The organism is Paenibacillus sp. FSL R7-0198 (assembly GCF_038000415.1).
Lineage (GTDB): Bacteria > Bacillota > Bacilli > Paenibacillales > Paenibacillaceae > Paenibacillus.
Genome location: NZ_JBBOCB010000001.1, coordinates 4,584,898 through 4,597,553, shown reverse-complemented (window position 1 = coordinate 4,597,553; position 12,656 = coordinate 4,584,898). Strand labels below are relative to the sequence as shown.

The following is a 12,656-nucleotide window of genomic DNA, read 5'->3' as shown; positions in this document are numbered from 1 at the left end:
ACTGTTCCCGCACCTATGTAAAGCCCGCCAGCTTTACATTAAATAAATAATTGATAATTACATGGATGCTTTCTTCATGTTGCTCATCATGCCCATCATAGTGGTCATCATTTCGTCGCACTCTTGCATACAGGACATCATTTTATTCATGTCCATGCCTTCCATCATGCTTTTGTCTTCCATGCATTCCATCATCATCTTCATGGATTTCATCTTGCACATCATTTCTTCCATACACATGTTCATCATCATGTTCATCATCATCATATTTTCCATCATTCATACCTCCTATTAAAATGTAGTAGACTTCCTTTTTTTAGAATAAACGATAGCCTACGTAAAAGCAATCTTTTTCCTCTTGCATTTCCATAAAATTTCTTGTATAATACGCATTTAACTTATCAATCCAGTCGGGAATACAGGCTTTAAGAGATACTGAATACAACAAAAGCTCAAGCTTTGGCTGATAGCCGCTGACTTGAGCTTTTTTCGTTATGAAATAGAAGCCATATCCGTTCCTACACTGATTTGATTAAGCCAATATTCGTGATTACCGTATCATACGGATCTAATTCCACAGTATGTTTGTCATACTCGGTATCAATCGTCGTCGTTTGAACTTGATCACTATTGTTAATGACGACCAGTATTTTACTCTCCGGATAATAAGTACACTCTGTAAATAAGTTATCCGTAATGTATTTTGTTTCCTGGGATTCCTGGCCCGCAAAACGAATCAGATTCTGTAGTAATCTCGTATTTTCCCAGTTAAATTCGAATGAAGACAGATAGATCCCTTTTCCTTTTCCAAAAGCATGTGTGGACAACGTAATGTTACCGTCAGTCTCGTGCAATACCTTGGCTGTCCCATCCGTTAGATAAATGTTCCCATTACGATTTGAAGATAGATTAGCCTCTACTGGCACCAGCCCGTGTTCATCGTGAGCCTCAACCGACCATCTTCCATGAACAACTCTTGCACCTGTATCCTCATCTACCCCAAGCACATGCGCCATTCTAAAAAAGGTGTCGTACCCGTGGACCGCTGAAGGCTGGTTGATCCCCATAAAGGTACCGCCTTCGTGCACCCACTGCGTCAGGATGTCTACACATTGGTGGTCATTCCAGTGTGCTCCGCCACTCCAAGCAGAACCAGCGGAACCCGCATTAATGACGACATCCACATCTTTCAATACGCCTTGACGAATATCTTCAAAATCAATGAATTGGACCTCAATCGGCAACCCGGATAAGGCCTCATTCACATGGATCAGATCATGCATATGTGTTTCATGAAAATGACCGGACAAGGTCCACGATCTTAACTTGCCCCAGCTATGCAGCACGGCTACCTTTGTCTTGATCTGATATGGTTTTCCAGCCTGATGCAGCTCTTTCATTTCCCTGAATTCATGGGCAATCTTCTCGATATAATCCACAAAATCCGGGTAAGGCTCAACCAGATGCAAATATCCACCCAGTCCAATCCGGTCAATCGACTCACGCAGCAGCGCACGCCGGATATTAATCCAATATTTCTTCGCATCCAGGGTAGGATCTCCGCCCTCCTTGAAGGTAGGAAGCCCACCTAAGCCAACTGGGAACAAGTAGGGATGCAAGCGAATCTCATGGGTATCAGCCTTAACACCTGAGCACATTCTAGCCTCATAACCGGAGAACACACATTTGATCATGCCGTCGAATCCAAATTCCTCAAAGCGATCATTGTACGGCTCCATGCCTACCCAGCTGTCATCATAGAAGACATACGCCAGCTTGTTATGTTTGTGCACAATATCAATCAACTTTTTACCGAATTCAATGACAAAATCATTGATAAATGCCATCCAGTCCAGTTTGCGCTGATCCGCAGGCATATGAGTGACCTGATATTTACCGCCATTCACAAAGTCTTCGGCGGAGAGTGAATACCCATATTTTTGAGCAAACAGATCCAGCGCTCTCGAACTTACTGTGAAATCGTATGAACCCCAATCCGAGAACAGATGGCGATTCCGCTCATCACTGCCCCAGATCCAGGCGAAGTTATAAAATAGGGACGTAAAACGTACAACCGTTGTTTCCGGGTGTTCTTGGCACCACTTTTCCATCCAATCCAGCAGATAGGTTTGTGTGTCCGTATAGATCGGGTCAATCTGCATCAGATGCTCTTTGTCCCAATTATTCGTCGTGTGATTGTACATGGAGATCTCTTCCCAGATCCGATAAACCATGAAACTCACCGTGTATTTATGCCAAGGAGCAACGCCAGTAATCACTACATTGCCGGATTCCCGTTCATAATTCCACTGTCCTCTAGGAACTTCTTCCCCAGTCGTTCGATCATATACCTGCCAATACTTAAACGCTTCTTTGGAATAATTCACCCTGAATTGTTCAGCGAAGAAATCCTCCATCAGATAGATGGATACATAATCTTGTACAGCGACCTTCGGATTCGTAATGAGAAAACATTGCTGCAGTTTATCCAGATTACGGGATGCCCACTCATTATGATCCCGAATAATGCAAATGGTTGAATAGATGCCATATCCGGCATTGATAATCTCATCGGACAACTTTGTACCGTCACTGTCTCGAATCACATCTGCACCCCAGCGATCGGCAAGTTCCAGCGTCAGTGCTTCATAACCGGATTCTCCCGGTAGTGTAAAGGAGCCTTTGGTTAATTTGGACAATTGGGTTCCCTCCCTATCTCAACATATCGGACAGAAAAGCGAGTGCCAGGCCCTGACCCCAGCCCTGAATCCAGTCTTTTGGAATATTGCGATAACCATCCCGATCTTTCATCACCGCCGTACCGCCAGAGACACCAAGCACGCGTCCATCTTCGCTAATATTGTTCAGGATGCCCTCCAGTGCCTTTTGCACGTATTTGGTATGCAGTGGATTGCCGTTATTGATCATGGCTGCGGCAATACCCGCGGAAGCCGACACCTCTTCATATGATTCTTCGTCATCCAAAACCGTACGCCACAAGCCATTCTCGGTCTGCACCAGCTTGAGAGCCGCCAACTGATCACGAAGTGCACATTCTACATCCATACACTGCGGATACAGATACCAGTCTTTCAATTGCGGTTTCACTTGAGACATCGTATAGGCTCCCCAAGCGTTCGCTCTTCCCCAGTAAAATCCGGACATGTGGTCCTTGTTGATATTATTATAGCCGTGATACCAAAGACTGCTGGTCGGATCTTGAAGATATTTGATATGCCAGTAATACTGATTCAGCGCATCCTGAATCATGGCCTCATCTTTTAATTTGCTACCTACGCGGAGCAGGAAAAAAGCCGCCATAAACAAGGTGTCCGCCCAAGCTTGTTCCGGAAAATCATTGGAAACGGATACCGTATGCTGAAGCACATTGTCTCCAAAGCGAAGCGCATGGTTCTGGAGATAATCGACTTTGCTGAGGACAATATCCCAATATTTCTGCTCCCCGGTTTCTTCATATAAAGTGATGAGCACATGGCCCATTGCACATGTATTTACCGTCCAGCTTGGCAGACCCAGCTCGATATATTCGTCCGCCCATTTCACCAGCCTGTCCAGAATCTCTTGGTTGCCTGTTGTTTGATAGGCTCTGGATACGCCATAATAAGCCACTCCACCGGGCCAATCCCATGTCAGATCCATATCCAGTGTTTTCTTGGTAACGCTGTCGATTACGTTTAGAATCTGTTCCCTGTCATATTTCACTTGAAGCATTGTTATTCCCCTCTCCCTTCGCACACGCCCCCCAAGTGCGCCCTGAGAGGTGTCCGTCCATTTTTGTAAACGCTTTACTTATTCCATTGTACGCAGTAAAATAGTCTCAATCTAAGCATATTCATAACAAAACTGCGCAATTTCAATCATTTATACATAGGAGTCCTCGAACATGCCCAAACCGAAGAAACCTGTCATTGAATATCGTCACTATAGCCTGCCCATTGATTTCCCTGTCCTGTTGCTCAGTGGAGACCGCTGGAGAATATCCGATATCAAGAGTGAGCATCTTCATTTCCATAACCACATGGAGATTGGCATCTGTTATTCAGATGGAGGCATCATGGAGATTAAGGGAGAATCTGTGCCTTTTCGGGCAGGAGACATCACGTTCATTCCCCGATACCTTCCGCATACCACATACAGTTCACCTAATAACGCCAGCCTGTGGGCTTATATCTTTTTTTCACCGGAAGAACTATTCCGTCATTCGCTCAAAACAGCCCAAACTCACATTGAACCCAATCTATGGGCGATTCAGGGAACCAATTGCATTCTGAATAAGGAACAGCATCCCAAAATTCACACACTCGCAACATCAGTGGTAGAAGAGATTAAGCAGCAGTCCCCCTATTATCGGGAGAGCGCGTACGGCTTGTTGATGTCTCTATATATCGAACTGCTTCGAATTCATGCGAGTAGCGAGCGCTTGTCATCCCAGGATCAGGAACGGGAACGAGACCTCCAAGGTGACTTGGTCATCTCACCCGTGCTGGAGTTTATCACCAAAAATTATATGATGCCCGTGACCATCGATTACCTCGCTGAACTGTGTCATCTGAGTACAACGCATTTTCGCCGCAAGTTCCATGAAATTATGGGAACCACACCGCTTGATTTTCTGAACAGTACCCGGATTGAAGAGGCATGCAAGCGATTAAAAAGTACGGAGGCCTCCATCCTGTCCATCTCCGAGCAAGTTGGCTTCCGATCCATCTCCAGCTTTAACCGCTGCTTCGCCAAACTGATGGGCGAATCACCTAAAGCCTGGCGCAAAGGGGCTCATACGGAAGCACAGTCTGCAAAAGCGTCGATATTGGAATTTACGGGGTGGGTATGAATGTACGTTAGTATATTGAGATAACCCTGCTCATAAAAAAGATACAAAAAAGCCCGAAAGTCGCAATGACTTCGGGCTTTTCCAGTTCAAATCAACAACTTCATGTTTACAGCAAATCCAGTTCCACAAGCAATCTGCGGACAAGCGTCGCCATCTCGGCACGAGTTACCGGAGCTTTTGGCTCAAGTGTCGTTGCCGATTTGCCTTGAATCAGACCCAGTTTTACCGCTTGCGCGGCACTGTCTTTGGCCCAATCAGACAACGTTGATGCATCAGTATAACCGTCAAGGCTATTAGCTGCACTACTCACAGCTGGTGCAGTATGTCCTGCCATCTCGTATGCACGGATCAGCATGACCATCACTTGCTCACGTGTCATGGCATCCTGTGGTCCGAAACGATTACCACTGTAGCCCGTCATGAGGCCATAGGCAGTTGCCGTTTGCACCACATCGTTGTACCAATCCGCTGCTTTAACATCTGCGAATGGTGAACTTGCGCCTGTGTCTGGTTTCAGGCCAAAGGCCCTCACCATCAGTGCAGCAAGCTCTGCCCGAGTCATGCTACGCGAAGGCTCATAGCGAGCAGACGACACGCCATTCACAACCAGACGTGATGCCAGATCATGAACCGCTTCGCTTGCCCAGTGACTCTTCATGTCGCTAAACGCAGTGTCATATCGGATCGGCAAGTACACGCTGTTGGTCATGCTGCTTGCGATGGCAACCATCCGGCCGTCCCGCACTTCGAAGCGAGTAGGCACATGCCGCAAGCTGCCATCAGACTCAAGAACGACCACGGTTGATACGGAACGCTCGTCCTCTCCAACCGGGAGGTACAGTTCTTTGGTTGTCATTTTCAAAAGTTTATCAATCTCGATTGACTTGCTTCCGTCACTTGCCGTCATGTTGAAGGTAACCGGGGTTCCTCTCGGAATCGTACGTCCCTCACTAGTAAGCTTCGCAGCAAGTCGTTCGTATGCCTGATCCGGTTTGCCCACATTCAGGCTTACTTTGATATCCTCGGCCTTTTTCGCCGGGAAAGCTGCTTCGAGTGCTTTCAGATCTATAGCATTCCAATCCAAACGGTAGCTGCCCCAATCGCTTTCCAGATCCATCGAAATGTCTTTGGCAGCGAGTTGTTTAATCAGATCCGCATCCAGCTCGAAGCGTAACTGCTCCAGTTGGCCCGCAACGTGCAAACGAATTCGCTGTCCTTGCTTGGCTGCATCAAGCAACGCTTCTCGCACAGGATGAGCAACCACAGTTGGGCCACTTACGCCTGGCGTTACATCGACCAGCAACAATCCATCCTTCTGCACTGCATCCAGTTCCAGAGGTATCTTCATGTTTTTACCTCCAACGGCACTATCGATGGCTACGCCACCCACCGTTAACGGACCAACAGGCACATTCGATGCCGGTGGTTTGCTGCCACCCGAGCTTGGCGCGCTTGGCTCCACATTGGAAGAGATCCGCTCATTTACTTTCACCGCACTAGAAGATGCTGTTGCGAGTTTCGGCTCACTCGTTGTTCGTTTGGCGATAACAACCCACTCGCCTGGTTTTGCTTTGATGACTTTATCGGAAGGCAGCGTATTCCATCCGCTGATATCCTGTTCGAACGTTGGCAGCATCACTTGCGATTGGTCCGTGAAAATACGGTATGCCAGTTCACTGCCAACCATGTTGCCTTTGTGTCCGGCAGCGCTGATCGAGACACGTGTCTCTCCCTTTTTGCCCGTTCCGATCGTGGATGCTTTAATCGTATCCATGTAATCCGGTGGTGCAGCTCCCGTCTTCGGTGCAACAACGGATACAATATCCGTCGTGCTAAGCTCTGTACCTTGCCATGTATAATCTGCCTGGATTAGAGCAGCTCCAACACGTTTTCCGTCGAGAAGACCATCATCCTGAACGGCTGCATTCGCTTCACCCATAACCACACTGTAGGTGATGCTATCGTTATCTGCGAGTTCACGAGTCCCATCCGTATACTCCACATAAGTCTGAACCGCAGCTTGTTCTCCACCAGCAACAAGTTCATCCGGCATAACCAGTTTCAGTCTGCGCGGCAGCTTGAAGTCGCCGTTCAGCACCTCAACAACGGCAGAGTTCACATTGCCTGCCGCGTCCTCGGTTTTAATGCGGAGACGGGTCTTCATGCGATTCACATCAATCGGCACCTCATGTTTAAAGACTCCATTCTCGTCCGGTTTGAACTGTGCCAATTCTTGATCACTATCGGCATCCGTAACTGTCACTTGGGCGTCGGTCATCGTTGTACCCTGTACGAGCGCAACGCCTCCCTGTACCCGTTCGCCTTGTGAAGGCGAATCCAGATAGATCATCGGCGCCGTCGTATCCATTGTCACGTACAGCATCGTAACTGACGTATCCCCTGTGCTGGTATTGCGAGCTTTGAGCTGGACTGCGTATACACCATCTACCTCAAAGTTGAACTTCAGCTTGTCTGTTGATGCAAGGTTAGTGGTGCCGAGCGAACCATCGTCCGTTGAAGCCTCTACAACAACGTTCGACTGATTCGAAGCCACGTTCACGGTCACCTGCTTCGAACTTGTAACCACCTCGTATTTGTTGTTGACCACTTGTTTGTTATCGAGCGAAAGCACTGGCCCTGTAGGGGCAGGAAGCAGCTTCGACCCGCTATACGTCGTTGTGGATAAACGAAGATTCGCTTGATCGTCCGATGCCGGTTTGCGTGCGACCGTAACGCCCATACGATACGATTTGCCCGGCTCCAGTCCGGAATGGCGTACCTCTTTATCCTCCATGGCAATGGTGCCGTCTGCATTGCGCTGCACTTTGCCGTCAGCACCCAGCTTAGGTGTTCCTAGTGCATTCCATCCGCCCACGGTCACATGATACTTGCCATCCTTGAGCGTAGCTTTCAAGTCGGATTCACTGTATCCTTCTTCGCCAAACGGATCATACAGATGTCCTTGCTCATCCGATGCGGTCAGGATGTAAGTGAACTCCTCGGCTTCTTCTTCAGCCGTTTTGGTGATCGCCGGGAAAGAGACCTCGAACTGCCCGTTACCAATGCTTCTCGTTTCCACTTCTGGCACGGCGTTCGGAGCAAACCGATCTACGAGCGTATACCCTTCTTGTGAAGATAAGACAGAGAATGCCATGTCCGTTTTCAGTTCCGTACGCAGATAATATGTCCCTTGTTGCAGCAAACCACGAAGGTCTGCTCCGTCGAGGTACGCAATTTGCTTCACGTCAAAGGTCATCTGGCCGGATGCACGACCGTCAGCACCAATATCGGCACTTGCAATCTCGATGCCTTTGGCAATCATGATCCCTGGATCAATGGATTCGTCCGGTGTAGGTGTGGCCTGCAAACGGTCCGAAGACAGATACAGATCAACCGTATCTCCCGGTGAAGCGTTGTCCACGGTCCAAGTTGCTGTGAATTGGTCCGCATCCTGTGTATCTACTTCAAGTTCCGTCGAAGACAGTTCCGGAAGTACCGGAATGTTCATCAGCTTGGACTTGACCGATTGACTGGACGTCAGCGTCCAGCTTCCCGTTTTTGCGTCTTCCTGTGGAATTGCTACATAGATCCGACGGATATCGGTGCCCTGAAGCTCTTCTTTTTTGGTCACTGTTGTACCGTCACTCTTCAGATCGCCCTCTTTAGGTGCTTTGATAATCTGTTCAAACGCCGTTGCGTTCCGATCGGTTGCTTCTCCGTACACGATATCGTATGTGCTTCCGTCGTCACGCTTCAGAGTCAGGGTGGGTCTGGTTGTTGTAAAATACTCTAATTCAAGGAGCGCATCCCCTGTCACTCCGCTCATCGGGATCACATGTGTTTTCCCTCCATTGGACGTACGAATGCCGCCAATGCCGAGATTTTGCGAGCTATCCTCGATCATATCGATGCCGTCTCCAACGGCGGTGTACCGAATCTCGTAACGCTCAGGCTCCTCATTCTCCCATGAGGTCGCAAGCGTCTCAATTCCCGTTCCGATCTGTAACAGGCGTGGACCCTGTTCTGGATCATTAATCGACAGGTGTGCGAGTGCCTCGTTATCCAATGCCGATCCATCGGTCATGAATGAGATGCCGCCGCCCCAGTAATATTTGATGCCCAGGGTGAGGAATAACAAGGAAATCCCTGCCCACAGTTCATCGTTATTAACGCCTGCACGAGTTCCAAATCCTAAACCGCCGACAACCGGCACTGAACTTGGTATTTGTATTTTGGAGCTGACCATGCCTTCAAAATCAACTCGTCCCTTCTCCAGGTTCTCACCAATAAACAAACTGGCACTGCCCACAATGATATCCCAACCACCAACATCAATCTGTGCCCGTGCACGGATAAACATTGGACTGGCCCATTGAGTTTGAACCAGTGCTTCCGTCAGCATCGGGATGACTTTGCTGCCTTCACCAAAGCCGAGTTTGCCCACCACTTTGAATCCGGTAGCTTTGAGCGTAAGGTCTACACTACCTGAGAAAACAGCCGGTTTCTGACCCAGCTCCATGTCGATACCTGCCTCCAGCGTCAGTGGCAAGCGCTCGGTACCACCCGCAATTGTCATCGCAAGTTCACGGATTGCGCCGCGAATACTTGAGATTTTGGTAGCTGGATTGATCATGATGCCCGGATCAGGAAGGTCTGATCCAAAAGCAATGACGTCGGGAATAATCCGTCCGTCGGGCACCCGTTTAAAGGCAAGTTCCGCACTAATGGAGAACAAGTTTTCCAGTTTCGCCTCGAAGTTAACGCCGTACGAATTCATGACACCGTATTTGTTCGGGTCTTTATAGTGTGTAACATTGATGCCACCTTTTACGCTATCCTCGGAGTCCGGTTTGAACAAACCGATTCTATTATCCAGTTCAAACGCCAGTGAGGAATCGATGCCTACGAATCCCGATTGGTTGAACATCACATTGCTTACTTCCCCATTTACAATAAACATCTTCATTGCACCACCGAAGGACACACCATCCTGCCGCAGCACAAAGTCATTGAGTTTCAACCCAAAGCCATTCAGCGAGAAGGTAGGTGTTGAAAACAACGTGTGTTTATTAAAGTACACATAGGAGACAAGCAGATTGCGGTATGGATTGAGCGCATCGCCCAGCATACCGTTAGCCCAAGTCAAGGTTCCGTTCAGGGTAGGGTCTTCCGGATTGCGTCCTTCCTCCCATGCCTGCTCTTCATCCGTCAGCTTTGATTCCGTTCCGAGTGACTTATCGAATCCGTTGTAGAAATCAACGGTCCATTCGCCGGAATGGAATACGAACCCGCTGTTTGCCACACTTAGGGTACCGTCGCCACCCACAAAGAGGGTTTGCAAGAACGGCGTGTCCGTATTTGCTCTCAAATCTTTGGCGAGCGGGAAATTCCCTGTTGAAATGGTGAGGTCTTTCCCGCTGTAAGCTACACTCTTGTTGAGAATCGCAGGTTCTGTATCCGATTGAACCGTGTATTGGGCGTTTGCCCCCGTACCGGACTGCACGATCTTACCGCGCACTTCCAGAACAACCTCCTGCTCGGTATCATCATCAAGTCCTTTTTCGAATGTTTCGAATGCTGCTTCATTTTCGAACGTCTGGACCGCATATACCGGCGAAGCCGATACATCGATGGCTCCAGCTACATCCAGAGCAGGGTCCAGCTTGCGTGAAGCTGCTACCATTTCCTGCTTGGCAGCAGTCAGTCTCGCTCGATCCTGATCCAGCTTTGTTTTGAACTGCGCGTCCGTCAGGTTACCGTACGTCCATGGCAGCACGCTCGCAAACGTCGCTTTCTCACCAGCACCTGCGTTTAGGTCCAGTTTGGTTTTATATACAGCGAGAATACCGGCTTTGCGAACCCGGTTCTCTTCGTTCTCGGTTATGGCAAAAGTCTGGTCGGTCTTGAAGCTCAGCGCTTCGGCCAGCTCGGGAATTGACTTGTCCCGATAGTCCACTTGCACGGCATATTCTCCAAGCGGCAAGAACGCATCGTTCAGCACTTCAAGCGTTGTGCCATCCGCCTTCACCTTTTCCCCGCCACGATACACCAGCTTCAAATCTCCCGCGAACCCGTTTCCAAGCGGCTGGGATGTTACAGATCGGGTCACTGGCACTTTGTAACGATCCCCGTTCTTCACGTTCACCAGATACATGTCAAAGTTGGCAGCAGTAGATGTAGCTTCATTACCAACATTGTAGGCAGCGATATTGGACACGTTCAGCGTGATGTACTTCTCGTCCTTGCTGTACGCTTCCTCCGGTGACATGGCGTAGACCAAAGTCTCTCTTAATTCGCCAACCGGTGGCAGGAAAATAAAACCTGCTCTTGACGATTCATAGATTGCGCGAATTTCCGATTCCGGCAGCCCCTCGCTCTCTTGAGCAGCCGTCTCCAGCTTTTTCTCTGTCTCCGGGCTGCTCACCGTCACCATATATTGGCGCGTTGAAGGCCAAGCTTTACCTGTACCCTTCACTCGCCATTTGGCTGCGACGACCTCGCCCGGTTTATACGGAATGAATTCAATGCCCTGTGCAGCTTGTTCTGGCGGAACATCCTTGCGGAAGGTAAGCTTCTGGCTTGTTGCATTGAGTTCCTTCCCGTTCTCATCCACAAAGCTCAGACCTTTCTCCAGTGTCAGAGTCACATCAATCTGGCTATGGTTTGTGTTGAACATCTCCAGGTTCTCGATCTCCGTGTTCACTTCGAACACGCCGTCATTCACGTAACCCGTCTCTTCTTCATTCGTCTCCAGCTTTTGCGTTGGATCAAGGAAACGAACATCGAATACCTTCTCGGGGGAAACAATCTCCCCCAAGCCGTATACCAGTTCATACGAGTGCTGGTCGCCAGCTTGAACCGTATCAGGCTCCCAATAGAAAGCCACGGCCGTATCGGCTGTACCGTAGTCATTTGTATCCTGCGTAAAATCAACATTCTCGTCCGGTTCATATTCCCACTTCGTTCCGGCGAGATTGGCCCAATGCCCTACCACCATTTCATCAACGATGTTAATACCGCCCTCGAACAAGTTGTTGAATCCATAGGCAATGACATTTGTCGCCAGCGGATTGCTCAGATCAAGCTTGTCCCGCATTACCCAGTAAGGTGGCAGCTTATGCAGATTGTACGCCTGCTCGTCCACGTTTTTGTCATAACCGAGCTTCTCTGGTTCGTGAACCAGTTTGCGCTCCACCGTAAGTGGAACGGAATAATTCTGCCCGATCTGGAAGGCCGGGCCGTCATTGCCACCGACCGACGTGTCCAGCAATACACGTGACCCAATCTCTACCTTGGCATTTGTCGTATTCTCCACTACATATTGAACACGCGCATTCCCCCCCTGATCCTTGTCTTCCTTCAACAGCAAAGTGATCACTTGGCTAATGCGAATACCTTGAATGGTCCATACGGTCACGAGACTCTGGGTACCGTCATTTCCCGTAACGACCTTTGGAGGTGTAACCTCCGAGGTCCAGTTCGGTGCCATTTTATACGGATTACCAAAGATCAGATCCGTTCCGTTGATGCGGAATGTCGTGAACGACGTCTCCGGGTTATCTCCACCAAAGATCATATCCACGCCGTTATCCTTTTTGCGGATTGGCTGGCCGTCTTCTGTACGAATGCTGAAGCGTCCACTTGCATTGTCCACTGTTACCTTGATAAACCCGTTCTTAATGGATGTCGTTCCCGCTGAGGAAACGGCCGCTGCCGCGATGTGAAGTGGCAAGACGCTGATCAGCATGACCATGGCCATCAACGTTGCGATTATCCGAATAATTTTGTTCCGTCGCATGGGTGA

Annotated in this window: 5 protein-coding genes; 1 reads left to right on the top strand and 4 read right to left on the bottom strand. The window is 49.0% G+C overall.

Annotated features, from left to right (window positions below; genetic code table 11):
- Positions 1 to 57: 57 nt before the first annotated feature.
- The 3 genes from MKY87_RS19980 to MKY87_RS19970 form a co-directional block, all read right to left on the bottom strand.
- Positions 58 to 279, bottom strand: a complete 222-nt coding sequence (locus MKY87_RS19980; protein WP_249913525.1) for a hypothetical protein — start codon at positions 277 to 279, stop codon at positions 58 to 60.
- Positions 280 to 518: 239 nt separating this feature from the next.
- Entirely contained in the window at positions 519 to 2,699 is a 2,181-nt protein-coding gene (gnpA, locus tag MKY87_RS19975) for a 1,3-beta-galactosyl-N-acetylhexosamine phosphorylase (protein ID WP_340965836.1), read from the bottom strand.
- A gap of 13 nt (positions 2,700 to 2,712) precedes the next feature.
- Positions 2,713 to 3,732, bottom strand: coding sequence for a glycoside hydrolase family 88/105 protein (locus tag MKY87_RS19970; RefSeq protein ID WP_340965835.1), 1,020 nt, complete (start codon positions 3,730 to 3,732; stop codon positions 2,713 to 2,715).
- Between the two features lie 172 nt (positions 3,733 to 3,904).
- On the opposite strand from MKY87_RS19970, the gene MKY87_RS19965 reads away from it, so the two are divergent.
- Positions 3,905 to 4,852 (top strand): AraC family transcriptional regulator, encoded by a 948-nt coding sequence (locus MKY87_RS19965; RefSeq protein ID WP_340965834.1) that lies wholly within the window; start codon positions 3,905 to 3,907, stop codon positions 4,850 to 4,852.
- 106 nt (positions 4,853 to 4,958) lie between these two features.
- Here the strand turns inward: MKY87_RS19965 and MKY87_RS19960 are convergent, their stop codons facing one another.
- Positions 4,959 to 12,650, bottom strand: a complete 7,692-nt coding sequence (locus tag MKY87_RS19960; RefSeq protein ID WP_340965833.1) for an S-layer homology domain-containing protein — start codon at positions 12,648 to 12,650, stop codon at positions 4,959 to 4,961.
- Between the last annotated feature and the right edge of the window lie 6 nt (positions 12,651 to 12,656).

Bases quoted from the DNA above. Each gene is read 5' to 3' on its own strand.
- MKY87_RS19980 (WP_249913525.1), bottom strand. From the start codon at position 279: ATGATGGAAAATATGATGATGATGAACATGATGATGAACATGTGTATG.
- MKY87_RS19970 (WP_340965835.1), bottom strand. From the start codon at position 3,732: ATGCTTCAAGTGAAATATGACAGGGAACAGATTCTAAACGTAATCGAC.
- MKY87_RS19965 (WP_340965834.1), top strand. From the start codon at position 3,905: ATGCCCAAACCGAAGAAACCTGTCATTGAATATCGTCACTATAGCCTG.
- MKY87_RS19960 (WP_340965833.1), bottom strand. From the start codon at position 12,650: ATGCGACGGAACAAAATTATTCGGATAATCGCAACGTTGATGGCCATG.